This window comes from Pantoea sp. JZ29, assembly GCF_035190385.1.
Taxonomy (GTDB): domain Bacteria; phylum Pseudomonadota; class Gammaproteobacteria; order Enterobacterales; family Enterobacteriaceae; genus Pantoea; species Pantoea stewartii.
The window spans coordinates 50,783-73,377 of the sequence record NZ_CP045244.1; the positions used below are offsets into that span (position 1 = coordinate 50,783).

General features: G+C 55.3%; 32 protein-coding genes. 27 read left to right on the top strand and 5 right to left on the bottom strand.

The window, feature by feature from the left end; genetic code table 11:
* Positions 1-30: 30 nt before the first annotated feature.
* On the bottom strand, positions 31-168 hold the full coding sequence (locus GC090_RS23030; protein WP_324022242.1) for a hypothetical protein: 138 nt from the start codon (positions 166-168) through the stop codon (positions 31-33).
* Positions 169-319: 151 nt separating this feature from the next.
* Between GC090_RS23030 and GC090_RS23035 the strand changes: the two genes are divergently transcribed.
* The 5 genes from GC090_RS23035 (at position 320) to GC090_RS23055 (ending at position 3,042) form a co-directional block, all read left to right on the top strand.
* A complete protein-coding gene (locus GC090_RS23035) occupies positions 320-964 on the top strand; it encodes a DNA methyltransferase (RefSeq protein WP_324022244.1) in 645 nt (214 codons plus the stop codon).
* Positions 965-998: 34 nt separating this feature from the next.
* On the top strand, positions 999-1,229 hold the full coding sequence (locus tag GC090_RS23040; protein WP_324022246.1) for a YubE family protein: 231 nt from the start codon (positions 999-1,001) through the stop codon (positions 1,227-1,229).
* Between the two features lie 461 nt (positions 1,230-1,690).
* A complete protein-coding gene (locus GC090_RS23045; RefSeq protein ID WP_324022248.1) occupies positions 1,691-2,128 on the top strand; it encodes an antirestriction protein in 438 nt (145 codons plus the stop codon).
* A 42-nt stretch (positions 2,129-2,170) separates the two neighbouring features.
* A complete protein-coding gene (locus tag GC090_RS23050) occupies positions 2,171-2,593 on the top strand; it encodes a DUF1380 family protein (protein ID WP_324022250.1) in 423 nt (140 codons plus the stop codon).
* Positions 2,594-2,646: 53 nt separating this feature from the next.
* Entirely contained in the window at positions 2,647-3,042 is a 396-nt protein-coding gene (locus GC090_RS23055; RefSeq protein ID WP_110003547.1) for a DUF1380 family protein, read from the top strand.
* Between the two features lie 139 nt (positions 3,043-3,181).
* Here the strand turns inward: GC090_RS23055 and GC090_RS23060 are convergent, their stop codons facing one another.
* The gene (locus GC090_RS23060) at positions 3,182-3,517 is read right to left on the bottom strand and encodes a nuclear transport factor 2 family protein (RefSeq protein WP_324022252.1); all 336 of its coding nucleotides are present in this window, start codon (positions 3,515-3,517) and stop codon (positions 3,182-3,184) included.
* 632 nt (positions 3,518-4,149) lie between these two features.
* Here GC090_RS23060 and GC090_RS23065 point away from each other — a divergent pair.
* Positions 4,150-5,820, top strand: coding sequence for a DUF4942 domain-containing protein (locus GC090_RS23065; protein WP_324022254.1), 1,671 nt, complete (start codon positions 4,150-4,152; stop codon positions 5,818-5,820).
* A gap of 293 nt (positions 5,821-6,113) precedes the next feature.
* Here the strand turns inward: GC090_RS23065 and GC090_RS23070 are convergent, their stop codons facing one another.
* Positions 6,114-6,287, bottom strand: coding sequence for a hypothetical protein (locus GC090_RS23070; RefSeq protein ID WP_324022256.1), 174 nt, complete (start codon positions 6,285-6,287; stop codon positions 6,114-6,116).
* A 316-nt stretch (positions 6,288-6,603) separates the two neighbouring features.
* Between GC090_RS23070 and GC090_RS23075 the strand changes: the two genes are divergently transcribed.
* The 6 genes from GC090_RS23075 (at position 6,604) to GC090_RS23100 (ending at position 9,076) form a co-directional block, all read left to right on the top strand.
* Positions 6,604-6,867 carry a DUF905 family protein gene (locus GC090_RS23075; protein ID WP_324022258.1) on the top strand — a complete coding sequence of 88 codons (264 nt, stop codon included), beginning with the start codon at positions 6,604-6,606 and terminating at the stop codon, positions 6,865-6,867.
* Between the two features lie 67 nt (positions 6,868-6,934).
* The gene (locus GC090_RS23080) at positions 6,935-7,534 is read left to right on the top strand and encodes a hypothetical protein (protein ID WP_324022260.1); all 600 of its coding nucleotides are present in this window, start codon (positions 6,935-6,937) and stop codon (positions 7,532-7,534) included.
* A gap of 53 nt (positions 7,535-7,587) precedes the next feature.
* Positions 7,588-7,908, top strand: a complete 321-nt coding sequence (locus GC090_RS23085) for a hypothetical protein (protein WP_324022261.1) — start codon at positions 7,588-7,590, stop codon at positions 7,906-7,908.
* Positions 7,909-7,981: 73 nt separating this feature from the next.
* Positions 7,982-8,299 carry a hypothetical protein gene (locus GC090_RS23090; protein WP_324022263.1) on the top strand — a complete coding sequence of 106 codons (318 nt, stop codon included), beginning with the start codon at positions 7,982-7,984 and terminating at the stop codon, positions 8,297-8,299.
* 139 nt (positions 8,300-8,438) lie between these two features.
* Positions 8,439-8,711 (top strand): AbrB/MazE/SpoVT family DNA-binding domain-containing protein, encoded by a 273-nt coding sequence (locus tag GC090_RS23095; protein WP_210446510.1) that lies wholly within the window; start codon positions 8,439-8,441, stop codon positions 8,709-8,711.
* Positions 8,711-9,076 (top strand): type II toxin-antitoxin system PemK/MazF family toxin, encoded by a 366-nt coding sequence (locus tag GC090_RS23100; protein ID WP_272844156.1) that lies wholly within the window; start codon positions 8,711-8,713, stop codon positions 9,074-9,076. The genes GC090_RS23095 and GC090_RS23100 overlap by 1 nt, the downstream gene beginning before the upstream one ends.
* A 238-nt stretch (positions 9,077-9,314) precedes the next feature.
* On the opposite strand, the gene GC090_RS23105 is transcribed toward GC090_RS23100, so the two are convergent.
* Complete coding sequence (locus tag GC090_RS23105) at positions 9,315-9,488, bottom strand: hypothetical protein (RefSeq protein ID WP_210446512.1); 174 nt, start codon at positions 9,486-9,488, stop codon at positions 9,315-9,317.
* A gap of 308 nt (positions 9,489-9,796) precedes the next feature.
* Between GC090_RS23105 and GC090_RS23110 the strand changes: the two genes are divergently transcribed.
* The 3 genes from GC090_RS23110 to GC090_RS23120 all read left to right on the top strand — a co-directional run bounded on the left by GC090_RS23110 (position 9,797) and on the right by GC090_RS23120 (position 11,295).
* Positions 9,797-10,060 carry a hypothetical protein gene (locus GC090_RS23110; RefSeq protein ID WP_324022265.1) on the top strand — a complete coding sequence of 88 codons (264 nt, stop codon included), beginning with the start codon at positions 9,797-9,799 and terminating at the stop codon, positions 10,058-10,060.
* Between the two features lie 97 nt (positions 10,061-10,157).
* Positions 10,158-10,406 (top strand): hypothetical protein, encoded by a 249-nt coding sequence (locus GC090_RS23115; RefSeq protein WP_256853699.1) that lies wholly within the window; start codon positions 10,158-10,160, stop codon positions 10,404-10,406.
* A 67-nt stretch (positions 10,407-10,473) separates the two neighbouring features.
* Entirely contained in the window at positions 10,474-11,295 is an 822-nt protein-coding gene (locus tag GC090_RS23120) for a DUF932 domain-containing protein (RefSeq protein ID WP_324022380.1), read from the top strand.
* 54 nt (positions 11,296-11,349) lie between these two features.
* Here the strand turns inward: GC090_RS23120 and GC090_RS23125 are convergent, their stop codons facing one another.
* The gene (locus tag GC090_RS23125; RefSeq protein WP_324022267.1) at positions 11,350-11,754 is read right to left on the bottom strand and encodes a mobilization protein MobC; all 405 of its coding nucleotides are present in this window, start codon (positions 11,752-11,754) and stop codon (positions 11,350-11,352) included.
* Positions 11,755-11,911: 157 nt separating this feature from the next.
* Between GC090_RS23125 and mobA the strand changes: the two genes are divergently transcribed.
* From mobA to pilP, 12 genes are all read left to right on the top strand, one after another.
* On the top strand, positions 11,912-12,253 hold the full coding sequence (gene mobA, locus GC090_RS23130) for a plasmid mobilization protein MobA (protein ID WP_324022269.1): 342 nt from the start codon (positions 11,912-11,914) through the stop codon (positions 12,251-12,253).
* Positions 12,253-14,214: a TraI/MobA(P) family conjugative relaxase gene (traI, locus tag GC090_RS23135; RefSeq protein ID WP_324022271.1), complete on the top strand. Its 1,962-nt coding sequence runs from the start codon at positions 12,253-12,255 to the stop codon at positions 14,212-14,214. Before mobA ends, traI begins: the two co-directional genes overlap by 1 nt.
* 115 nt (positions 14,215-14,329) lie before the next feature.
* Positions 14,330-14,608 (top strand): TraJ protein, encoded by a 279-nt coding sequence (locus GC090_RS23140; RefSeq protein WP_324022273.1) that lies wholly within the window; start codon positions 14,330-14,332, stop codon positions 14,606-14,608.
* Between the two features lie 187 nt (positions 14,609-14,795).
* Entirely contained in the window at positions 14,796-15,011 is a 216-nt protein-coding gene (locus GC090_RS23145) for a TraY domain-containing protein (protein ID WP_324022275.1), read from the top strand.
* Positions 15,012-15,587: 576 nt separating this feature from the next.
* Positions 15,588-16,022 (top strand): HNH endonuclease, encoded by a 435-nt coding sequence (locus GC090_RS23150; RefSeq protein ID WP_324022276.1) that lies wholly within the window; start codon positions 15,588-15,590, stop codon positions 16,020-16,022.
* Between the two features lie 187 nt (positions 16,023-16,209).
* Positions 16,210-16,842 (top strand): hypothetical protein, encoded by a 633-nt coding sequence (locus GC090_RS23155; protein WP_324022278.1) that lies wholly within the window; start codon positions 16,210-16,212, stop codon positions 16,840-16,842.
* A gap of 535 nt (positions 16,843-17,377) precedes the next feature.
* On the top strand, positions 17,378-18,421 hold the full coding sequence (locus tag GC090_RS23160) for a TcpQ domain-containing protein (protein WP_324022280.1): 1,044 nt from the start codon (positions 17,378-17,380) through the stop codon (positions 18,419-18,421).
* On the top strand, positions 18,421-18,858 hold the full coding sequence (pilM, locus tag GC090_RS23165; protein WP_324022282.1) for a type IV pilus biogenesis protein PilM: 438 nt from the start codon (positions 18,421-18,423) through the stop codon (positions 18,856-18,858). The genes GC090_RS23160 and pilM overlap by 1 nt, the downstream gene beginning before the upstream one ends.
* Before the next feature lie 37 nt (positions 18,859-18,895).
* Positions 18,896-19,108: a hypothetical protein gene (locus GC090_RS23170; protein WP_324022284.1), complete on the top strand. Its 213-nt coding sequence runs from the start codon at positions 18,896-18,898 to the stop codon at positions 19,106-19,108.
* Positions 19,105-20,730: a PilN family type IVB pilus formation outer membrane protein gene (locus GC090_RS23175; protein ID WP_324022285.1), complete on the top strand. Its 1,626-nt coding sequence runs from the start codon at positions 19,105-19,107 to the stop codon at positions 20,728-20,730. The genes GC090_RS23170 and GC090_RS23175 overlap by 4 nt, the downstream gene beginning before the upstream one ends.
* Before the next feature lie 9 nt (positions 20,731-20,739).
* Positions 20,740-22,047 carry a type 4b pilus protein PilO2 gene (gene pilO2 / locus GC090_RS23180; RefSeq protein ID WP_324022287.1) on the top strand — a complete coding sequence of 436 codons (1,308 nt, stop codon included), beginning with the start codon at positions 20,740-20,742 and terminating at the stop codon, positions 22,045-22,047.
* Positions 22,034-22,594: a type IV pilus biogenesis protein PilP gene (gene pilP, locus GC090_RS23185; RefSeq protein WP_128392598.1), complete on the top strand. Its 561-nt coding sequence runs from the start codon at positions 22,034-22,036 to the stop codon at positions 22,592-22,594. Before pilO2 ends, pilP begins: the two co-directional genes overlap by 14 nt.
* The last annotated feature ends 1 nt before the right edge of the window (position 22,595 follow it).

Genomic DNA, 22,595 nt, shown 5'->3' on the forward strand with positions numbered 1-22,595 from the left:
CCCGATGCCGCCCCGACCGGCGGCATCTCTTCAGTAAGGAATAATGAAGTCGCTTCGCTCCGCTTCTTTTGCCGCTTCCCGTCCGCTGGCCGGAAACCGGCAGATGCAAAGTGCCGTGCCCTCACTGTAGCCGGGCCGCTTCGCCTGCAAGGGAAGCTTCGCCGCCATCCTCACCCGTTCCCCGCCGTGCGCGGGACATTCAGTCCGCTCCGGCGGCGCGTGCGGCTTCCGGTGTCGCCCCTGCCTGCTCCGCTTTTCGCCCGTCTTTGTGGTGGTCACGGCACCACAGGGGTGCCCCCTGAGACTGAGGAGCATAACTATGTCCCGATTCATGCGTGGCGACAGCGTACAGATCATGTCCGGTTTTCCGGATAACAGCATCGATTTCATTCTCACCGATCCGCCGTACCTCGTCGGCTTCAAGGACCGGTCCGGCCGTTCGATCGCCAACGACGTTAACGACGAGTGGGTGCTGCCAGCGAGCCAGCAGATGTACCGCGTACTCAAAAACAACAGCCTGGCGGTGAGTTTTTACGGCTGGAACCGCGTGGACATCTTTATGCAGGCCTGGAAGGCGGCGGGCTTCCGCGTCGTCGGGCACCTCGTTTTCACCAAAACCTACGCCTCGAAATCGGCCTTTGTCGGGTATCAGCACGAGAGCGCCTATCTGCTGGCCAAAGGGCGCCCGCCGCTGCCGGCAAACCCGCTGCCCGACGTGATGCCCTGGCAGTACACGGGCAACCGCCACCACCCGACCGAAAAGCCGGTAAGTGTGCTGCGGCCGCTCATCGAAACCTTCACGAAGCCCGGCGATCTGGTCCTGGACCCCTTTGCCGGCTCAGGCTCGACCTGCGTCGCCGCGGATCAGAGCGGGCGCCGCTGGATTGGTATCGAACTGCTGGAGCAGTACCACACCGCCGGCCTGCGTCGTCTCGGCGAACTGCGCGCCGCCCGGGCCGCCTGATTTTTTCCCTTAACCCGACCAGAAGGACAGCACCATGACAGACCAGACAATCAATACGGAACTGACTCAGCTCACCGACGACGTGAACGACCTGGAGGAATCGCTTTACGAATTTCATTTGCGGCTGCGGGACATGGTAAAGCGAAACCTTTACCGCGGCGCCTCGCCGGCGCAGAAAATGGCGGGCGTCCTGATTGAGGACATGGATTTGCAGCTCCTGGAGCTTTACCGACGGGCCGCCCTGATGCGCAAGCACCTGAACTGATATACCGGAGTGGTCATTTTATGACCGCTCTTTTTTATGTCGCGGATACTGCCGCCGCTGCGCTTTTATCCACAGGGTTACGGACCGGATATGCACCCGGGCTGTGGACAACAGGGAATGAGGATGTTGCTGCGCGCCGCTTTATGCCGCCTGGCGGCGGGACAGGGCAGAAAACCCGGTCCGTGCGGTCTGCGGCCGGTGCCGTGCCTTCACTTTAGCCCGACCGCTGCGTGATCAAGAGATCGCTCCGCTCGACTCCTCGCCCGTTCGCACTCCCTCCGCCGCGCTTACTTCCGTCGCGCTTCCGCTCAGTTTTCGCGTCAGCGCCGTGCGTAATCACGTCTCCGCTCGCTTGCGCTGCGGCCTCGTCGTCGCTCCTGATCACTCCGCTTTTCGTCGGGCTGTCATTCAGGCACGGCACAGGCCGGAACGGTAATCCCCTTTGACTGCGGAGATGTCTGATGAACACACAACCCCATGTTTACCCGCCAGCGTCAGTCCTGGCAGATTTTGTCAACCTGCGTTTTCTGCCTTCCCTGTTTGGCCACGACTACGCGCAGGCTGAAAACAACGTTTACCTCTATGCCAGCCGCTATCTGGCCAACTATGACGGCACGGTGTGGGACTTCGTACAACTGGCAGGCGGCGGGGGTTACATGAAGCCTGAAGGGGAAGAACGCTACATGTATTCAAACCCTTACCACTGGACGGAACTGGAAATCAGCGCCGACGCAGCGGGGATCATCATCACGGCGCTGGTACTCAACCACCGTAGCTGGCTCTACGACCGTCACGACGACGAGGAACTGTGTGCGCACTTCTGCCAGCGCCACCGCCAGCTGATGGAGTTTGTGAAAACCCATCCCGAAGCCGCCGCCATTTTCTGCGCCCTGAACTGATAACCAACGGGGCGGCGGGGCCGCCCCACGGAGGAAAACACCATGTACGGAACCGTTAACGAAATCTGTGAGCAACTGCGCCTGCGCTACAAATCCGACGAACTCATGACACTGATTATCTGGACGAAAGAGGACGTGCGGGACGTGCTGGACAGCGCACAGATCACCGACGAAACCGCCGACGAGATTTTGCAGCAAATCGACGGACTCGATTCCCAGCACGAATACGGCGTGAGCCTGGAAACGCTCCAGGCGTTACTGGACAGCATTCGCGAGGACGAGAGACAGGCCCGCGAAGCGACGGTGCCCGCCGCCGCACTCGAAATTGCGCTCAGGGTGGCGTGGGATTTTATGCGCCTTGAGGACGCACAGAGCGGCGAGGGGGCGGCCGCGCGGATGTATCCGCAGGAAACACAGGCGCTTTTACGTGTCAGCGCCGCGCTGAGAGCGCAGACAGACGAATGACAACCCAGTGACCGCGCGGGGGCGGCGCAGCCGCCCCGATAAGGAGCCAGAAAATGTACGGAACCGTAAGCCAGTTGTGCCACCGCCTCAAAACCGAGTTTCAGGGAGAGGAAAAAATCACGCTGATTATCTGGCGTAAAGAAGACGTGATGAAGGTACTCATCGAGGAGCACATCACGGAGGAAACCGCCGCCGAAATCGTGTGTGACCTTTCGACATGGGACAGGGATGCGCAGCACGAAGCCGGCGTAGGCGCTGAAACCATCCGGTTTATCGCCAGTGACGTCCGGCACGCCGCTGCACGGCGTAACCGGCCGGTGACTGTCGCCGCGTCCGATCTGGCTGTTCTGGCCGAGGCCGTTGAGCGCTTACTGAATACGGGGGGCGATGACGATCCCAGCGCCATTGAAGAAGCGCTCAGGCGGGCTTACCACGCCATAAATCAGTAACAGCGGTGAGCAGGGCAGGGAGGCCCGCCGCCCTTTCCGGCCCGGGCGAAAACCCCGCGCCTGCGGCGGCAGAACGGCAGAAGACGCGCCTGGCGGCGCGCTTCCCGCCGTACTGCTGATTCCGGCAGCGTGCAGGGGCTCAGGGAAAATAGAACCAGGCCGTTGAGATGAGGCCATCGTTGATTTCAAAAACGGCAATGCTTTCAAGCGGAGAGGGTGACAGGCCGTGAATAAATTCATGATCGAACACTTTATTCCCCAGCACCGTTCTGGAAATCAGTTCCGCTCTGAGTGCGGTGTTGTTGAAACGGTTGTTGATGTAGAAATCACGCAGCGCCGGTTTTCCCTGTGTTGAGGACGTTTCAGCAGGCATACGGTAGCCCTTAAAATCATCAGCAAAGCAGGCCATGAAAGCGTCGATATCATGCGCATTGTACGCCTCAAACTGAGCAGCAACGGGACGGGTGACTGACATGCCGGATCTCTCTTTATTGCATTTATATGCTTTTTATTAGCATTAATATTCACCAAGGGAGGGCGTTTAACAACACCTTTTTCAGTCTGCCGCAGTTTAAAAGCAAAAGGTCCTTTACCCCGGGCGTCCGGGCGGCTGTCATGCTTCGCACAGAGCCGGCACGCCGTCTCTGCCCGGGACCGGCCCCGTTCCGGTTCCGGTCCAGCGGGTTTCCATCCTGACGCAACGGCTGCAACCGGCTGTCGCCGGTGCTTTAACCGCCCCGGCAAAAAGCCGCCGTGGCTCTGTGGCCAGCCCGCGGTTGCGGGCTGCAAATTCCCCTTCTGACGTCTTTCCCGCTGTTTCGGTCATGCCTTGCGCGGAGGGCTTGTCGTAGCACCGCCGGTTCGTGCAGAAAGGGGTGAAATGTACGCCGCCAAAAACTTTTCGCGAGATGCCGCAAAAACTTTTTGTCGTCGCCCCTTTATGCCCTCTCTTCGTCGTCGCAACTCTGCCCTTCGCCGCGAAAGGCCAGACCGGAAAAGAAAAAAGCCGCGTCAGAGGAAGCCTTTTTTCGGCCTGCGTCCGGTCGGTCTGCTGTTACGCCCCCGTCAGGATGGCTGCAAATCCCTTTATCTGCTCAGGAGAAAATTATGTCACAGAACACCGCCGCCGTATCAGGCACACACAACGCGCTCCAGTCCGCTGGCTCAGTCCTGGGTGACGACTTTTTCGCTCCGGCAGAGTCTGATCTTGTAGATGGCCTGCTGGGGAAATACAAACTGATGCGCGGCAAAATTACGGCCATTTCAGACGCGCTTTTTAACAGCGATAACGATCACGCGGTGGCGCATTTTCTGCACGGCAATCTCCACAGTAGCCGGGGGTATCACGTCCCGCCGGTGCGCCAGTTGTTCAGCCTGCCGGGGGCGCTGGCGTCGCTCAATGCTGAATTCTGGCAGAGCGCGCTCGATATGACAGACGTTTATGAGTACATGCCGAACAACCGCCGCAACGAGTGGAATGAGCAGATCCGTGAGATGCGGACGCCGGATTTTGAGGAAACGACGGTGCGGGCCACGCTTTCGGAGCTTCTTTTTTCCCGTGATAAATTTTTCTCAGAGCGCGTTGACGGCATTTTTCGCAGCCTGTCCGGTGAACACGTCACCAACCGCCCTGAAGGGTTCGGAAAGCGCATGATTATTAACCGCGTTTTTGACGAGTGGGGATACTGTAATTATGAGCGCAGCGGCTTTATTGACGACCTGCGTAAGGTTATTGCTAAATTCATGGGCCGCGATGCCACGGGCTTTCGTACCTCTAACGACATTCTGAAAATTGCTTATGCACGTTCCGGCGAATGGCTGTCCGTTGACGGCGGTTCACTGCGTCTTAAAGCCTTCCTGAAAGGTACTGTGCATCTTGAAATCCATCCTGAAATGGCCTGGCGTCTCAATGACATTCTGGCGTTTCTGTATCCGGCGGCCATTCCGGCAGAGCACCGCCAGAAGCCACGCGGCAAAAACAAGACGTTTGAGCTTCACTCGGATTTGCTGCCGTTCGCCGTACTGGGAATGCTGTCAGAGCTTGAAACCGAACCCCACGAACCAGTAAGGCGCGGCCGTTTTGATGAGCTTCGCGAGCCGGTGACGACAAACCCCTTTAACCGCCGCTTTAAACACCTGACCGACTATGATTTCTGCGTACGTGCGCAGGCTGAGCAGGTGCTCATCAGCCTGGGGGGCGTGAAAATGTGCAGAAATGCGTTTTCATGGTTTGAATTTGAATACGACCCGACCACGGCGATTCAGGATATTTTACTGCGCGGATCTGTGCCTGATATTCAGTCGCACCAGTTTTACCCGACGCCTGAGATTCTGGCCGAACTGCTGATCGATGAGCTTGCCATCAACAGCGGTGAAAGCTGCCTTGAGCCGAGCGCGGGAATGGGGGGACTTGCTGAGCGCCTGTCTAAAGAGCAGACAACCTGCGTGGAAGTCTCCCCGCTCCGCTGCCGCGTACTGGAGGCCAAAGGGCATAAGGTGATCAACGCCGATTTTCTGAAGTGGGCCGCAGAAACACACGAACGTTTTGACGTGGTGGTCATGAATCCACCTTACAGCGAAGGACGTTTTAAACTGCATCTCAGTGCAGCGGCTGAACTGGTCAAAGATGGCGGCCGTCTGGGGGCCATACTACCCGCAGGCAGTAACCGCAACGATCTGCTGCCTGGCTGGGACTGCAACTGGTCTCATGTACATGAGGGCATGTTTGCCGGTACGGGGGTATCTGTGGTGCGCCTGGTGGCATACAAACCGGAGTGAGTGCCCATCATTGAAAGCAGGCAGGGGAGACCCTGCCTTTTTTCAGCGCGCGTTTATTATCTGCAAGCGGCGACGAGGCCCCGCAAAAAATGCTGCCCTGCGGGCCGGCATAAGCCGGTGCTGACGCACCGGCCTTATCCGTTCAGCTGCTCATGTCGTCAGTTTTCTGAAGGATTTCTGTTTTGCCTGTCTTCCGCCTCCTGCGTTTACTTCTCTTTAACTGATTTAAAAGCCACTTCACGGGCAGGGCCATGGCCCCCTTCGGCTCCTGCCCTGGCGGGCAGTCGTCAGCCTCACTTCGCTAAGGCGGCGCAGCCGCCAAGCTCCGCCGAACCCGCAGGCGGGTTCGTGTAGAGTCTGATGGCGAAGGTCAACGTCAACGGCTGCTGACGGCTGGCGCCGTCGCTTTCACCGCCCCGGCAAAGGGCCGCCGTGGCTCTGTGGCCAGCCCGCGCAGCGGGCTGCAAATTCCCCTCCTGACGCCTTTCCCGCTGTTCCGGCCGTGCCTTGCGCGGAGGGCCTGTCGTAGCACCGCCGGTTCGGGCAGAAAGGGGTGAAATGTACGCCGCCAAAAACTTTTCGCCAGGGGCGGCAAAAACTTTTTGTCGTCGCCCCTTTATGCCCTCTCTTCGTCGTCGCAACTCTGCCCTTCGCCGCGAAAGGCCAGACCGGAAAAGAAAAAAGCCGCGTCAGAGGAAGCCTTTTTTCGGCCCGCATCCGGTCGGCTGCTCTGCCAGCGCTTCGGGTGCCGGAATTTTCAGGCAAATAAAAGGAGTAAAGCCCGTGAATACCACCGTTCCCCCTTACAGCGGCAAAGCCGATCAGAAACCATCTGTGGGGCTGCCATCCGGCCCGTTTGGCCGTCAGACCGCCAGCGCTCTGGTGAGCGCATACCGTAACGTTTTCATCGAGAACGACGCGGGTACGCACTTTCAGTTGGTTATACGCGATGCGCAGGGCGGGCTTATCTGGCGGGCGTGGAATTTTGAAGCTGAGGCCGGATTCGGCCTGACGACCTACATCAGGGAATACGGCGTCAGACGCTGAAAAACAGGCCTGGCTGAGCGGTTATTCAGCCAGGCCCGACCCGAATCATTATTCAGGAGATCACACCATGTCAGAGAACCAGCACAGCGTAAAACTGCTGCCCGTCCTTACCGCTTCCGCGTTACGTTCGCCGGTGTCGCAGGCCGATATTGCACGGGTTATGGGGGCGTACTGCTTTATCCAGCTCGATAACGGCGATGAGGCATTTTATCACCACGGGCATTTTGTGACCTGTGCCGATGCAGGCAGTAACGAACCCTCCGTTGTCGATACTGCCCGCCAGTCTGCCCGCGCCGGAGGCATGCCGCTCCGGATGTTTGAACTTCCACTGCCCGTCCAGGGGGATGAGGAATGGTGCTGGAATGACGTTGCGGAGGCGCTTGCCCGCAATGCCATGACAGAAAACGTCAGAGCGTCAGTGACCGTCACCGGCTGTATGACAAAGCTGGGCGGCAGGGGCATCCATTTCTGCTTGCATCCCCTGCTGAGCGGCGTTAACAGCAACCTGTGGTTTCCTGTCGGTGAGAATGAAACCTGGTTTTCGGCGGTTGAGCGGGTTCTTGTCATGAATGGCCTGGCTGAAAACCTGACGGCGCTTGATCCGCTGCGTGACTGCAAAGAATACACCGACTGGAAAGCCACTTATAACCGCAAAGTCATTATCTGATAAAACGGGGCCGGACACGTCCGGCCCGTTCTGACACGAATGAGGTACGTCACATGCATACTCTTTCATTACCTGAATGCCACACCCTGAGAGCGGCTGAAACCCTGAACGTTGCCGATTTATCCTGCCTGGCGGAACAGGTGACGGATCACCTGCCGTTTGATGCTGACAATGCCAGCCGTGCAGGCGCTGCCGCTGCTGCTCTGACTGCGTTCGCCCGCTATACCGGACTGAATACCGACGGCGAACCCGCCGAAACCGTTATTGTCGGTTTCCTCACTGACCTGATGCATTTGTGCAGTGAAACCGGCATGCCGCTCTGCGAAATGCTGCTGACGGCCAGCCGTCACTGGCAGGATGAACAGGACGCGTAGCGCACCAGCCTGCGCGGGCCATGTAACCGCGTGACAGGCACAGCGTTAATACTGCTTTCGGAGAGAGGCGATCATGAACACATCACTGAGCTACACAGAACAAAGATTCAAAGAAATTAAGGCATGTCTCAGTTTCCTGCGAGAACTTGTGAGCCAGCCGGATGAGGAAAATCGTGAGGAACTGATGCTGGGTACGCTGTTGCACTTAGCCAGTGAGATCACCGGAACCGTGACGGACTGGACACTGTCCCGGCCCAGGCTGCCACTTTCTTCCGTCCAGGCGTGGGCAGAGGCGCTCAGACTGGTGCGAACACAGCCTGATGGCCTCGGTGATTATCTCTGCCAGTCGGCAAAAAAGGAACTCAAAACGATGCTTCAGTCTGATTTCTAAAAGGGAAATGTGTGCATCATCTGAATACTTACGCGTTATATCTGAACGAAAAACAGGAGATTTAATCGCCGATAAAGTGTGACTTTGTTTCACACCGTGCTATTATGAGTGTGACAAAGTTACACACACCGGAGGGCGTATGACAGTAACAAAACTGAGGCAGCAGGGCGGGGCGGTTGTGCTGACCATTCCAAGCGACATTGCAGCCAGAGCAGGCTGGAGCGTTGGCACACTGCTGGATGTTACCGCAGACGGGGATGCCGTGAGTATTCGTCCGTCAGGTCGCGTTGCCCGTGGCCGTAAGACGGTGGCGCAGCTACTGGCAGGGATTGACCAGGATGTAATCCGCCAGCTTAACGACGAAATCAGCGACGGCGCGAATGAGAGACCACAGGGAAGGGAGTTTATCTGATGGTATCGCGCAGAATCCCGCAGAAAGGTGAAATCTGGCACGTTAACGGCGATCCGGTTGAGGGAAAGGAGTTTAAAGGGCCGCACTATTACCTTGTGATTTCTCCCAGGGAGCTTGTTGCGGCGCTGGGAACGGCGGTATGTATACCGATAACGAGTGGCGGCGGGGCCGCGCGCGCGCAGTCCGTGACGGTCTGGTTAGACGGAGACAGCACCGAATCGGGTAAGGTGACGGGTGTTGCACTTTGCTATCAGTTACGTTCGCTCGACCTGGCTGCCCGTAAGGCCACTTACAGCACAAAGGTGGCTCCCCACATCATGGACGAGATCGTGTCGTTGGTCGTGGATTTAATCGACCCGCGCTGAAAGGCGCGGTTTCACTTTCTGCATTCTGCGCGGCGCAGCTCCGCAACAAAAAACGCAAGGGCCGGACAGCGCCGGTGCTGCCGCACCGGCCTTATCCGTTTTTGTGCACATCAAAGTAATCCGTTTCCTGGTATCCGTGTTCCTTCTGACTTCTGTTTTCTGTTCCTTTTTTAAAAGCCACTTCACGGGCAGGGCCATGGCCCCCTTCGGCTCCTGCCCTGGCGGGCAGTCGTCAGCCTCACTCCGCTAAGGCGGCAGAGCCGCCAAGCTCCGCCGAACCCGCAGGCGGGTTCGTGTAGAGTCTGATGGCGAAGGTCAACGTCAACGGCTGCTGACGGCTGGCGCCGTCGCTTTCACCGCCCCGGCAAAGGGCCGCCGTGGCTCTGTGGCCAGCCCGCGAGGCGGGCTGCAAATTCTCCTCCTGACGCCTTTCCCGCTGTTCCGGCCGTGCCTTGCGCGGAGGGCTGGTCGTAGCACCGCCGGTTCGTGCAGAAAGGGGTGAAATGTACGCCGCCAAAAACTTTTCGCCAGGGGCGGCAAAAACTTTTTGTCGTCGCCCCTTTATGCCCTCTCTTCGTCGTCGCAACTCTGCCCTTCGCCGCGAAAGGCCAGACCGGAAAAGAAAAAATCCGCGTCAGAGGAAGTCTTTTTCGGCACCCGCAGCCCTCCGGACATACCGCAGCGCGCTGTAAAAACCGGATCTCACAGCATGAGGACTTCATGATGAAAAACGTATCAGCCCCCTGCATCCCGGACACGCAGGATTTGCCCGTCGATGCCTTTATGGACCTGTGCGATTACGTATGGACGCACGGCGAATTTCTGGGACCGTCTGGTCTTGCGAGTAACGATTTTAACGGGCTGGAGGCGTTTGATGAGCCGACAGAAGAACCGGACGCACGGAAGGTTTATATGCGCGAAGGCTGGCCGGTTGCCGTCTACGAATTTGATATCGGTTACACCGTTATCCGTCGTCAGGTCTGACTGGTAGCAAAGAAAAAGGGCGGAAATTCCGCCCGTTCACCCCGGACGCCACGACCAAATGACCGTCCGGAACGTCAACAGCAATAAGGAGTGAATCATGAAAACTGCTGACCGCAGCATCATCACACCCTCCGCCGGATATGTAAAGCCCGGCGGGAAATCATCTCACACGCGCCATCGTCACACCGATCCGGATGTGCGTGAGATTCCGGATGAAATACGTGCCCGTGTCCGTCACGTGGCGCACTGCGTCCGTAAACGCAGAGCCGTCCGTGTACCTGCCATGAGCAGCAGTGAATGGGGGCAGTTTCTCCGTTCGCTGGAGATCCACCGGGCTGTTGCCTGACTGAGTGCCTGCCGTCCCTAAACGGGGCGGCATTACACGATAATCTCAAATCCGGAGTGTGATGATTATGGCCCGTTTATTTAATGGTTTTCGTGCTGCAAACAGCATTCGCCGCGACCGCCCACTGACTGATGATGAGCTGCGTCAGTTTGTTCCCAGCGTGTTTTCTGAAGACAAACATGACTCCCGCAGTGACCGCTACACCTGGATTCCTACAAGCCAAATTCTGACACGCCTGCGTAAAGAAGGTTTCGAGCCGTTCTATGCATGCCAGCAGCGCGTACGCGATCAGGGACGTGTCGGTCATGCTAAACATCTGCTGCGCCTGCGTCGTCGTGATCAGATTCTTGCCTCAGAAGTCTCGGAAATTATTTTGCTGAACAGCCATGACGGCAGCAGCAGCTACCAGATGATCCCCGGACAGTTTCGCAGCATCTGTTCCAACGGCATGGTGTGCGGAGAAGTGTATGGCGAAATCCGTGTGCCGCATAAAGGTGACATTATCAGTCAGGTGGTTGAGGGGGCTTATGACATTCTTAACCGGTTCGAGGCGATTGAACATTCACGCGACGAAATGAAGCTTATCCCGCTTGATCATCGTGAACAGGTAGCCTTTGCCGAAACGGCGCTGGCGTTTCGGTATGATGGCCAGCATATTCCCGTCACTGCTGATTCAGTTTTGCAGGCCCGCCGCAAGGCAGACAATCCGAATGACCTCTGGACTGTTTATCAGCGCACACAGGAAAACATTATACGTGGTGGATTACGTGGCCGGACGGCGAACGGAACAGTGACAAAAACCCGTGCGATAAACGGCATTGACGGCGACATCAAAAACAACCGTTTTCTTTGGTCTCTTGCCGAAAAAATGAAAGAGCTTAAATCCTGATTTGTGAAACGGGGGCTTAAAAACCCCCGTATTTTTTCGAAAATTATCACTTCGTTATTGCGTCACGCCATCATTACCCGCACCCGTCCCCGTGTTTTTTACCTTTCTTTCACGCGTCTGTTTTTTTCCTTTGCCGTTGTCTTTCAGAACATCAGAAATTGCCCTTTCACTGAAACCAAACTGCATTTCATCCAGTGCCGACTTGATGTCTTTTGCGTTGTAGCCTTTTTCTTTCGCCAGCATCAGAATGGTGCCACGGAGACTTTCCAACACTTCATTTCTGGTAATACGTTTTGGTGACAAATCTGGCAGATTTTCCAGCCTGGATTTTGCCTCATCAATCTGCTCTTGTGTAAAAAACTGCTGTGTAGCCATAACACCCTCCAGTGGAAACCTCAAAAAAGGTGATTCTGCCCCGTAATGACGGAAATTTCCAGCTCCCACCTCCCATGACGCCAATTTACTTCTGGCGATTAAAGTGCCAAAATACAGTAATGAAATTCAAAGACGGGACAGGAAATGTTTTGTGACCACCGCCAGCACGCTGGCAGTGATTCCCAAAACGACCTGCTCAGGGCTCTGCCCCGAGACCCGGGTTAAGTGCCAAGGTTGAGTTATGTCGAAAAGTGAAAAGCGTCAGAGGGAAAAGCTGGTTAAATGTCGTTGCACAGATGCTGAATACGAGGCCATCAACAAGAAGGCCATTGCAGCAGGGCTGACGACATCTGAATATCTGCGCCGATCCGCGCTCAACCGCCGCATTACCGTTCGAACCGACATTCGTATGATGAACGAACTGCTACGCCTCGGCGGTCTGCAGAAGCATCTTTACACCCAGATGCAAACGAACATGACGACCGAACTGAGCCTTCAGTTTTCTGAAGTGCTGACCAGTATCAGGGATGCCATTAACGCGCTGGATATGACGCCTGTCCCTGTCGAGGAAATGAAAGACTGATGAACGTTATCATCCCGCCGAAGCGCCGCGACAAGAAGACCAGCTTTAAGAAGCTGGTTGACTACGTGAGCACGCGTGAGGAAAAAAAACCAACGGAAGCCGCAACACGTGAAGTGGTTCATGACGCCAGCACTGAGTACGTTTCCACTCCGGGTTTCGGTCAGCTGGTCGACTACGTCGGTCGCAAAAGTGTTGCTGCGGCTCCACAGATCATCAGCATTTCACCCGAGGGCACTCAGCGCGTACTCTCTGGTGAAGTGCTGTGTGAAACAAACTGCTTCTCGCTAGACACTGCCGCGTCAGAGATGAATCTGACAGCATCACAGAACCGTCACTGCAAAGACGCGGTCTATCACTTTATTCTTTCCTGGCAGGACGATGAAGACCCATCGCCTGACGCCGTGTTCAGTTCTGTCCGCTATTGCCTTAAACAGCTTGGCATGGAGGAGCATCAGTATGTTGCTGCTATTCATCGCGACACTGATAACCTGCACTGCCATGTCTCAGCAAACCGCGTACACCCCAACACGTTTACTGCGCAGAATATGTGGAACGATGCTGACACGCTGCAAAAGTGCTGCCGCGTGCTTGAGCGTGAGTTTGGTTTCAAAGTGGATAACGGCAGCTGGCATATGGATGAGGCTGGTGAGCTTCACCGTACCCGTCGCGAGATGCCTTCAGCTCCGCGTGGTGCTGCAAAACGCGAAATCTTTTCAGACAAAGAAAGCCTGCATGGCTATGCCGTACGCGAAACCCGTCAGCCTTTGTCTGACGCAATTGCGCAGGACAAACTGAGCTGGGACCGCCTGCATAATATTCTTTATTCCAGGGGGCTGGGTGTGCGGGAGCAGAACGGCGGGCTGGCGGTTTATGATCTGCTTCATCCCGAAAGCGTCAGCGTGAAGGCATCCGATGTGCACCCTGATATCAGCCTTACGGCGATGGTAAGAAAGCACGGAGAATTTCAGCCTGCGCCGCCAGTCAGTAATCCAGAACGTCCCGAGGACGGTATTCTTCATATGCAAACCTGCTACATGCCGCAGCTGCATGTGCGCGATCAGGAAGCACGTCGCGAACGACGTGAAGCCCGTGCTGTCGCACGTGACATCCTCCGCGCACGCTATGATGCTTACCGCAGCGGATGGGAGAAGCCGGACCTGCGTGCGGGCGAACGTTTCCGTCAGATTGCGGCGCACTGCGTGGCAGTTAAAGCCAGCGTACGAAATACCGTCAGGGATCCGCTGATGCGTAAACTGATGTACCGTGTTGCTGAGTTCGAAAAGATGAAGGCGATGGCTGAACTTCGCCTGCAGCTGCGTGAGGAGCGTCAGGCACTCAGCGAAACCGGGGCGAACAGACCGCTTAGCTGGAAGTCATGGGTTGAGCGCGAAGCGATAAAAGGAGATGCGGCGGCGCTCAGTCAGATGCGCGGCTGGGCCTATCGCGAGAAACGCGCTGCCCGGAAGCAGGGAAGTGCGTGGCCAGAACCGAATGCCGTTATTCATTTCGGCCCGGGTGACAACGTGCCTTCATTCAGGTCCAGCGAACATGAAACGCGAGTACTGCGTGACGGCACAGTCAGCTATCTGCGTGACGGCAGGCCAGCCGTTACCGACTTTGGTGACAGGGTTGAGATTTACCCCGCGCCTGACAGCAAGTCTGATCGTTTTAACAATGATCTAGCTGCAGAACTTACAGCCTGGCGCAGCGGAGAGAGCGCTGCGCTGACCGGTGAGCAGAAAGCTGTGAACCGCGTGCTGTATTCCGGCGTGGTGAGAAACATCACGAAACGCGACGGACGTGTGTTTAAAGTCAGTGATCCTAAACTGATGGCCAGCGTTCATGCCACGGAAGACAGCCTGCGAAATCAGAATGTGCAGCCGGAACTGAAACAGGCCGAGCCGCAATTTAAAGACGATGAAAGCGTGCGCATTTCAAACAGAGATATACAGCGTCCATAGGGGGGGCGAGCAGAGAAAATTAAATAATTGTTAAACGAAATTATTTAGCGCTGATTGCACAGGGTTCGAGGCCTGTACAACCAGCTAACCTTAACAACCTGAGTAGGAGGCTGCTATGGCTGCCGAGGATCTTAGTGCTTTTTCACATCTGAGCAAGTTTTTTCCTGAACTGACTGAAATACAGGCCGCACATGTATGTATGCTTGTATTTTCATCATGGTCAGCTGAGGAAATAGCAGAATATCGTAATGTCACAGTTGACACCGTCAAAGACTCTTTAGTGGCAGCTCAGAAACGTCTGCGGGCAGATAATATGAAACTACTCAGGGGTGTAGCGATACTCCGGGTAATGATGAGTATTTCGTTTTTTATATATGGAAATAATTTGCCTTAAATCAGAATAGTGTAGAGAAACAGAAGTTTTTTAAGTTAGATAGAAATTTTTTCATAATGGTTTTTCTTATTTTACAATGACATAAATAACTACCCCCTTTTTAGGGGGGGTTTTCTTTTTAGGACCAATCTTATTTAATGCTTCCATTGCTTACACAATCTATACATTCAGTAACGGAAGAACACAGATGCCTGCACACGTTAATAAAGAAAAGGGAATTAAAGTCCTGCTGCGCCTCTCCCCAGAGGTAACCGCTATTCTGTGCCAGGCCGCAGACCGTTCCGGTCGCAGTAATACAAAAGAGGCGCTTGTGCGCCTTGAAGACCATCTTAAGTCTTTTACTGACCTCGCCACACCAGGGCGCCGGTTCCACGCTGACAGCAGCGAAACCATTATTAAATAAAACTTCCAGCCGGCACGTATTATTGCCGGCCCCCATTTTTGACTGAATATATGCGCGCATGCGCAGGGCATCGTTTTGCCTGGATTACCTTCTGCTCTTTAACAATGTGCCCGCTTTTATATTCCCGACCTCAGGGTCCTCTCTTGCCGGCATGCTGTACCGGTGCGCGGAAGATGTCCGGAGGCTACGTCATGGCCTGCATTACGTCGGGAAAACAGTAAAGCTGCAGAGAAACGAATTTACAGCATTACTGGCGGGCACCGCGCAAAGTCGGAACAGTGAAGCGTAACCGTTATACCCCTACGTACAAATTCGATGTATCCAGTTCGACCGGTGCAGTTTTACTGCATCAGGCCCCGGCGCGTTCCGCCGGGCACAACCTGTATCTGGAGAAGATTAGCCCTGCACTTGTGTGCGGTCGTGAACGGGCAGCCCTGACGGTTTCAATTCACAAAACGCACAGTGACACAGAGCAGTCTGTGCCGGCCCACTCTCGCGAGTGGGTCAGCCCGGGAAGTCTTTTACGTTTATTTATGCGGGTGCCCGGGGATGCGGGCGCATTTAACGAGGTGATACATGCATCTTTCAAAAACAAAGCGCAAAGCGCTTCGGCAGCAATTTAAGGGATGCTGCGCTTACTGCGGGGCATCACTTCCCGCTCAGGGCTGGCATGCAGAATCAATCGGTAAAGAGTTTGTTGAAGAAGGGGTTGTTCCTGTGTGTACACTTTGTCGGAAGATAAAAGGGAATGCCTCACCTGAAGAATTCAGGGCGTTGCTCGCTGAACAGGTAGAAAAGGCGCTGCGCCACAGTATCAACTTCCGGACGGCGATGCACTTTGGCCTGGTAAGTCAGCAGACTAAAAAGGTTGAATTCTGGTTTCAGCGCTGCAACCCGTCGCGCAAACCTGAAGCCGACAAAGCGTCAGAGGCCGCCGTTGGCGATAATGGGTTTTCAAGAGATCATCGCCCTGTGTTGACTGTTACGGGAACTGTCGGTAACAGCTTATGAAACGCTCTGTGTTCCTGCGTGCGTCCCTTCGTCGGGCGCTCCGAAAATGCAATCCGGAATTTCCCGCTTCCCGGTCAGATCGTTCTGACAAAGGAAACACAGAGATGCCGGAGGACCTTATATCACGCTGTCCGTCGGCCCTCAGTAATACCATTAAGCGCGAGTAATCTGCTTCAAGGAAACCATCATGAAACCACTTCTAATGGCTGGTCTGTTCCTGTCATTCAGTCTTTTGCTGCCAGTTGACAGTTTCGCCAGTGATACCACGGTTAAGCAAAACGCTGAACCCACACCGGGTACGATTAGATGCATTGAATGTATTAAAGTAAATGTGTCCGTATGGCAGTTTAAACCTTCTGATTTGAAAGCGCAGATCGATATGCTTATCTCACTTTCTAAACTGCAGTCGTCCCCTGTTTTCTATGGACAGGGAAGCACAGGAGGTCCGACAGTCATCTCCCCTGGCTCAGGACAAACCTTTATAGACAAGATTGACCATCTCGGTTCGCTTCAACGGAGGGTTGACTGGAAGTCTGTTACACGTTCCGAACATCCGTTGCCTCTGGCCATTAGTTCTCTAGCCGGTAATTACAGCGCCGTTATCACCATTAACGACTGGCGCCAGTTTTGGCGGCCTCAACCTTTTTCCGGACTGGTTCGTTTCTCCCTTCGTGCTGATGCTCCGGCAAATGATAATTTTGAGACGCTGGCCAGCGAAGGACAGGTATTTATCGGTAATGGGAGTGAGATCCTCAACATGCAGCCCTTATCTGATGGCAGTTATATCATCTGGATTATTCAGGCTAATTACTCTGGATAAACCCTGACCGGATTTTGAACCGACCTCTAATTTCTATGGCTTACTGCAACGCACAGCCCCCGTAAAAAGTGAGGGAGCTGTGCGTTGTGGTGAATGCGGCCAGCGCACGCGGGGAAACCAGCAGCGAAAACTCATTTTTCGTCAACTCTAACGTCTCTGTCACGGGTTTGCTGGTTTACACGGGACACCGGGAGGCACCCGGCACCATGACACCCTTTTCAACACGGAGTAGCACCCCATGAAGCAGTAATACGGTCAGACCGCAGTCGTAAGGCAATGCTGCAGTAATGATGCTGCCCCGAATTCCCCGATGGAGCCAGATGCAGGTACGAACTGCACCACACGCTGGTGAGGGTTAATAAAGTAGAAGAAGGTGTGCCGGTAAAGCAGCGCGACGGCCAGACGCGCACCGGTTATCAGCGGCAACAACGCGACGCGCACCCAAGGGCATGGGCGTGGCCACTACGGTAGTGGCGACCAGTTTACCTGTCATTTCCAGCAAGCCGTATCTTCCCTGCTATCCGGAGTCTTCACTATGTCATTTACCGAACGGGCAGGGCTGCTATCGGCTCTGCTGCTGGCCGGCTGTGCTTCGCCAACCACTGTTCCCGGCACTCCATCAGGCAATGAGGTTGACGGTCTGCTCACACGTAGTTCTGCTGACATTATGGCGATGCAGTATCGTGTATATCAGACCGGCCCCACAGCTATTCGACCTCAGTCTGCTTCATCTTTATCTTCTGCGCTTCCGGTACCTTCAGGTCTGGTCGGAACTTCAGATCCGAAAAGCAGTATCTTTCCAAAGGCGCTCCCTCAGAAACAGCCCGCACCAGTTCAGTCAGACGGTTTTGTCAGGCTGAATGGCGCGGCACCAACGCTGAGGACTGCACTCAGGAAAATTGTACCGTCAGAAAATAAGGTGGAATTCAGTCCGGATGTTAAACCTGACACACCGGAGCTCTGGCAATGGACCGGCAACGATCGCTGGCCATTCGTCGTCAACAAAATGCTGGCCTCTCGCGGACTGAAAGCGACGATAAATGCAAAAAATAAAACTATTACCATCGAACCCGTGCAGCATGCTCAGTCCGCTGGAAAAGTTATCTCTCCTGCAGTGCCGCCAGCTTCTCCACCGATAAAGGGGGTTGCTGTATCTGCCACGCCTGGCAGAAAGCCGGTAAGAGGACGTAACCCGTTCCATGATGATCATGCTGCGGAAAAAACAACCACTGCATCGAAGCCAGGCGCGCCGAACGAGCTGGTCAAGGCGCCGGTAATGCCAGCCAAAGCACCATTTCCCGTTCGTCACTGGCAGATAGAACCTGGTGTCACACTGAAGGACTGGCTTTTCAGTAAAGCGGCCAGTGAGCCCTGCAGTGTTCCTGGTATCAAATACTGGACAGTTGCATGGGCCACGCCGGTGAATTACCGGATAGATGCACCACTCAGTTTTGACGGAAGTTTCCGTGAAATGCTGAATGGACTCTTCACGCTTTATGGCACCGCAAAAGTTCCTCTGTACGCAGGAACGCGTTCAGAGCAGTGCGTGGTGTCCGTGGACGATAAGGAGGTGCATTGATGATCATGTACTGGCTGCTTGTTCTGTTTGCAGGGTGGTTTGCCTTTGGTCCGTCAACAGAGCAGCGGGCTGTTCAGCAGGCAGGACAGATTCAGGATCAGACGCTGAGCATTCAGGCCACGCAGATGGTGCGATACATGAACCGTATCAATGACTGGCGCTACGATAATCCCGGCGCAGACAATCAAAGTGTCAGCGATGCTCAGCTTACTGGCTGGAACAGCGTCCCGGGCCTTAACAACTTTATCTACGGCGGCAGGACTTTTGTCTGGCGAGCCGGCCAACCCGGACTGATGTCCGCGCTACTTACCCAAACCCGCCAGTCTGCCCTTGTCGGACGCGTTGCATCGCGTCGGTTACTGGACAGCAACGGTATCGATATGCAAATCAGTGTCCCAGACGCGATAGCCGAATCCAGCGTGGTATGGGTTAACTAATTTCCTCAAGGCTGCGATGCGGCTTCCGGAGTTCCTCATGAATCAAGTTCTCAACAGGGCCGATGCCCCTGTATCTCGACACGCCGACATGTATCTGGAGGCTCTGGATGCAGTGCTGTCCGGGCATCTTATACATACCTCGAGTATTGGCTGTAACGGGCTGGCGACGCTGAAGCGAATTCAGGCAATTCAGGCGAACGCAATTGATACAGCTAAGTTTTCCAACTCTATCAGGGCTAAACAGTCATGAAACCTTTAAAGCCATTCACGTTGCTCACGGTGGCATTGTGCTTTCTCGTCAGCGGATGCAGTACGCTTGAGCGGGTAGATGCAACTCAAAAAAGAGCAGCAGTTCATGAGGCGCAGGCCGATTCGTACAAGCGCGCACTGGACAGCGGCCAGGTCGTGCGGGAAATATCATCACAGTGGATCAATCCGGTTCCGCTTGGCGGAGTCGCTGGCCAGCGGTCAGAACTTCCACCGTGTGTGGTCAGGATTAACAGACCAGGCATGGTTTCTCTGGCCTATGTCAGTTCATTCATAACCGATCAGTGCCGTATCCCTGTAGTTGTCACTCCAGACGCTCAGGCCACTCTGGCAGGCAGCAGTGATTCAGGCGGTAAGACAGAGAAAATAAGCGGCCCGTTGCCGTCTCCTGACGCGAGTGGAATGGTCCCTCTGGCCTCTATGGGACAGGCCAGTACTCGCCCTGTCGCTGTCCCCCAGAGTGAAGGAGGCCTTCGGGGCGTCAACTGGAACGGCTCTCTGAGTGGGCTGCTAGATAACGTTACGACGCGTCTCGGGCTGTCGTGGCGTTATGAATATGGCCACATAGCGATTTTCTGGCTCGATACCCGAAACTTCGCCATTAACTTCATGGACAGTGACGCAAGCTTCGCATCGAAAACGGTGAGTGGCACCACGAGCTCTACCGCCAGCGGCGGGAACAGTACTGGCGATAACAGCACCAGTCAGACCACTACAGCAACCATTAAATCCAACATCTTTAAAGACGTAGATAACACGGTGAAGTCGATGCTGACGCCGGGCTCCGGGCGTCAGAATCTCTCTGCCGGCGTGCTGACGGTGACCGATACACCGCGCGTACTGGATGCCATTGGACGCTACATAGACGATCGTAACCGTGAGCTTAACCGTCAGGTGATGATTTCGGTGAAGGTCTACAGCGTGGTGAACCGACACCAGAACCAGCTGGGTATCGACTGGAACGCGGTACTGAACACTGGCAGTGTCGGCCTGTCCCTGACCAGCCCGTTCACTGGGGCAGCCTCTGATGCGCTGAGCGGCGGCATGGCCATTCTGGACGGTAAGGGACAGGGTACTCAGATGTTCCTGAAAGCGCTGGACGAGCAGGCGAAGCTCAGCGTGGTAACCACAGCTTCTGCGCTGACCACCAACCTGTCTGCTGTTCCCGTTCAGAACGCCATACAGCAGGACTACGTACCAAACATCAGCACCAGTCAGACGGCGAACGTCGGAACCAGTACCTCCATTACCAAAGAAACTATCACCACCGGCTTTAACATGACAGCGCTGCCGCTGCTGTTCCCGAACTCGCCGAAGATGCAACTGGAGTTTTCCATCAGCATGTCAGAAGACCCCGTTTTTACGGACTTCACGTCTGGCACGCAGAAATCGCAACTCGCCAGAACCACACCTAAGACGATTGTTCAGCGCGTCATTATGCAGTCAGGCCAGACACTGGTGCTGAGCGGTTATGAGCAACTGAGCGACTCGGCCAATCGCCAGGGTACAGGCAGCTACAGCTTCTTTGGTCTGGGTGGTGGCGCGCGCGGCGACGACAGCCGACGCATGTTCATCATCCTCGTTACGCCTGTGGTGCTGGGCTAAGGAGACATTATGGCGTCAGAAATGAAGACAGAGGATGCAGTAAGCTTCGTCCCCGTGGGTAAATTTGTACTTGTGGCAGGCTTGCAATGGCACTGGGTGTCTGTTCGTGGGCGCCGGCGTATGCGCATTGAGGCCCGGGACATGTATGCAGGTCACTGGCTGGCGTTGCCCGGTGGAACCACTGATGATCCAGGGACCTGGTTAGGATGTCTGTCCAGTGAAGCCCTGCCCATTCCTAAAGGTAAGCGTCCGGCTTCACTGGCTGTGGCCTTGCTCGGGAACGTGCCAGCTGACTGCTGGGGGGTATTTATCCTTCCAGGGGGGCTGTGCTGGTTCATGGCTGTAACAGGCGGCCATCCTTCTCCTTATGGCGACGTCACGGGGAATGCTGAAACGGTCATCAGAGCTGCGGAACGGTTCTGCGCGACTTCCCCTGCGCCACCATCCGGATGGACGGTATTTGATCCTGACGGCCTCATGGCCAAGCCTGAAGCCCGAAAGGAACCTCTTGCAGCGCTGCTCCCGACTGCAGTGCCAAAACAGGCCAGGTTGCTTAAAACAGAAGACCGTACGACAACCTGGGTCGTCATGCTGATGTTGGTGGGGGCGGTTGCAGTCTGGTACGGCAACTATTTGCTTGAGGCCAAAAAAAAGGCAGAACACGACGCATGGGTTCAGGCTGAGTTAATCCGGACGCGAGAAGCGGCAGAATTGAGACCCGGGAGCCTTAAAAAGCCCTGGGGCGGCATGCCTGACTTTTCAGAAATGCTCAATGCCTGTGTGAAAGAATGGCGTGAAGCACCCCTGTCTATAGCAGGCTGGGTTTTCAGCAGAGCTACGTGTGAGTCCTCCGGGCAAATGACGCTTCACTATGCGCTCCCGGATGGTGGGACGGTTGGAGATTTTGCCGCCCGGCTGCCGCAGCTCTACGGGCCGGCGAAACAGGCTTTTTTTAATATGCCTGGCCCGTCAGATGACGCCTCGTTCAAAGAAGATGTTCACTTTATTTCCTCTGCGCCAGAGGCGCTGCTGCCGGGTGACGAACAGCTTCGAAGGATGACCAGCTACGCGCAGCGCCTTCGGGCAAGTCTGCGGTTCAGTGAGCCTTCACTGTTGGTGCAAAACGTTGGCAATGAAAGCGTTCCTCTTCCATGGAAGAAATACACCTTCACGTTCATTACCGATATCCCGCCTGACAGGCTGTTTGATGCCTCGCGTTTTCCAGGCAACGGGCTGCGGCTGAGTTCTGTCAAAGCCGAACTGCACAGCAGCCGGCTGACCTATACCCTCGAAGGAATGCTCTATGCAGAGAAATAAGTGGCGTTACCTGCTGCTGTCCGCGCTGATGACCAGCCAGCTGGTCACCGCCAGCCAGCAGGATGTGAACAGACCGGGGCAAAATGAGATGCACAATCCGGCTACTGAAGCAGCACCTGCGCCGGCAGCAGCTCAGCCCGGTACTCTCAGTCGGGACAACAGTATGGGAAGGCTTGAGGATATTCAGGCCAAGACATTGCTGTACGAAGCACAACTTGCGCAGGCCAAGGCGCTTAACGAACTGCAGAAAAACGGATATGACGCAGTGTTGGGTGCGCCCTTCAATCCTCAACCGGCAGCTACCGCGCTGAAGGATACGTCCTCAGCCAAACCGGCACAGGAGAGCAAAACGCTGCCGCTTATTGTCGAGATATCCGGCGGGCAGCAACTTTCAGCCACTTTACAGCTCGATAGCGGTAACCAGGTGCGTGTCCAGGCAGGAAGCCGCATACCGGGAACCTCCTGGACGGTGGCAAAAATCACTTTCAGTGAAGTAACCGTCAGTAGTCCTGATAAAGGACTCATCTCTCTGGCCTTTGTGGGGTAAT

Excerpts from the sequence above, each read along its gene's own strand:
- GC090_RS23030 (WP_324022242.1), bottom strand. The coding sequence starts at position 168 with ATGGCGGCGAAGCTTCCCTTGCAGGCGAAGCGGCCCGGCTACAGTGAG.
- GC090_RS23035 (WP_324022244.1), top strand. The coding sequence starts at position 320 with ATGTCCCGATTCATGCGTGGCGACAGCGTACAGATCATGTCCGGTTTT.
- GC090_RS23040 (WP_324022246.1), top strand. The coding sequence starts at position 999 with ATGACAGACCAGACAATCAATACGGAACTGACTCAGCTCACCGACGAC.
- GC090_RS23045 (WP_324022248.1), top strand. The coding sequence starts at position 1,691 with ATGAACACACAACCCCATGTTTACCCGCCAGCGTCAGTCCTGGCAGAT.
- GC090_RS23050 (WP_324022250.1), top strand. The coding sequence starts at position 2,171 with ATGTACGGAACCGTTAACGAAATCTGTGAGCAACTGCGCCTGCGCTAC.
- GC090_RS23055 (WP_110003547.1), top strand. The coding sequence starts at position 2,647 with ATGTACGGAACCGTAAGCCAGTTGTGCCACCGCCTCAAAACCGAGTTT.
- GC090_RS23060 (WP_324022252.1), bottom strand. The coding sequence starts at position 3,517 with ATGTCAGTCACCCGTCCCGTTGCTGCTCAGTTTGAGGCGTACAATGCG.
- GC090_RS23065 (WP_324022254.1), top strand. The coding sequence starts at position 4,150 with ATGTCACAGAACACCGCCGCCGTATCAGGCACACACAACGCGCTCCAG.
- GC090_RS23080 (WP_324022260.1), top strand. The coding sequence starts at position 6,935 with ATGTCAGAGAACCAGCACAGCGTAAAACTGCTGCCCGTCCTTACCGCT.
- GC090_RS23085 (WP_324022261.1), top strand. The coding sequence starts at position 7,588 with ATGCATACTCTTTCATTACCTGAATGCCACACCCTGAGAGCGGCTGAA.
- GC090_RS23090 (WP_324022263.1), top strand. The coding sequence starts at position 7,982 with ATGAACACATCACTGAGCTACACAGAACAAAGATTCAAAGAAATTAAG.
- GC090_RS23095 (WP_210446510.1), top strand. The coding sequence starts at position 8,439 with ATGACAGTAACAAAACTGAGGCAGCAGGGCGGGGCGGTTGTGCTGACC.
- GC090_RS23100 (WP_272844156.1), top strand. The coding sequence starts at position 8,711 with ATGGTATCGCGCAGAATCCCGCAGAAAGGTGAAATCTGGCACGTTAAC.
- GC090_RS23110 (WP_324022265.1), top strand. The coding sequence starts at position 9,797 with ATGATGAAAAACGTATCAGCCCCCTGCATCCCGGACACGCAGGATTTG.
- GC090_RS23115 (WP_256853699.1), top strand. The coding sequence starts at position 10,158 with ATGAAAACTGCTGACCGCAGCATCATCACACCCTCCGCCGGATATGTA.
- GC090_RS23120 (WP_324022380.1), top strand. The coding sequence starts at position 10,474 with ATGGCCCGTTTATTTAATGGTTTTCGTGCTGCAAACAGCATTCGCCGC.
- mobA (WP_324022269.1), top strand. The coding sequence starts at position 11,912 with ATGTCGAAAAGTGAAAAGCGTCAGAGGGAAAAGCTGGTTAAATGTCGT.
- traI (WP_324022271.1), top strand. The coding sequence starts at position 12,253 with ATGAACGTTATCATCCCGCCGAAGCGCCGCGACAAGAAGACCAGCTTT.
- GC090_RS23140 (WP_324022273.1), top strand. The coding sequence starts at position 14,330 with ATGGCTGCCGAGGATCTTAGTGCTTTTTCACATCTGAGCAAGTTTTTT.
- GC090_RS23145 (WP_324022275.1), top strand. The coding sequence starts at position 14,796 with ATGCCTGCACACGTTAATAAAGAAAAGGGAATTAAAGTCCTGCTGCGC.
- GC090_RS23150 (WP_324022276.1), top strand. The coding sequence starts at position 15,588 with ATGCATCTTTCAAAAACAAAGCGCAAAGCGCTTCGGCAGCAATTTAAG.
- GC090_RS23155 (WP_324022278.1), top strand. The coding sequence starts at position 16,210 with ATGAAACCACTTCTAATGGCTGGTCTGTTCCTGTCATTCAGTCTTTTG.
- GC090_RS23160 (WP_324022280.1), top strand. The coding sequence starts at position 17,378 with ATGTCATTTACCGAACGGGCAGGGCTGCTATCGGCTCTGCTGCTGGCC.
- pilM (WP_324022282.1), top strand. The coding sequence starts at position 18,421 with ATGATCATGTACTGGCTGCTTGTTCTGTTTGCAGGGTGGTTTGCCTTT.
- GC090_RS23170 (WP_324022284.1), top strand. The coding sequence starts at position 18,896 with ATGAATCAAGTTCTCAACAGGGCCGATGCCCCTGTATCTCGACACGCC.
- GC090_RS23175 (WP_324022285.1), top strand. The coding sequence starts at position 19,105 with ATGAAACCTTTAAAGCCATTCACGTTGCTCACGGTGGCATTGTGCTTT.
- pilO2 (WP_324022287.1), top strand. The coding sequence starts at position 20,740 with ATGGCGTCAGAAATGAAGACAGAGGATGCAGTAAGCTTCGTCCCCGTG.
- pilP (WP_128392598.1), top strand. The coding sequence starts at position 22,034 with ATGCAGAGAAATAAGTGGCGTTACCTGCTGCTGTCCGCGCTGATGACC.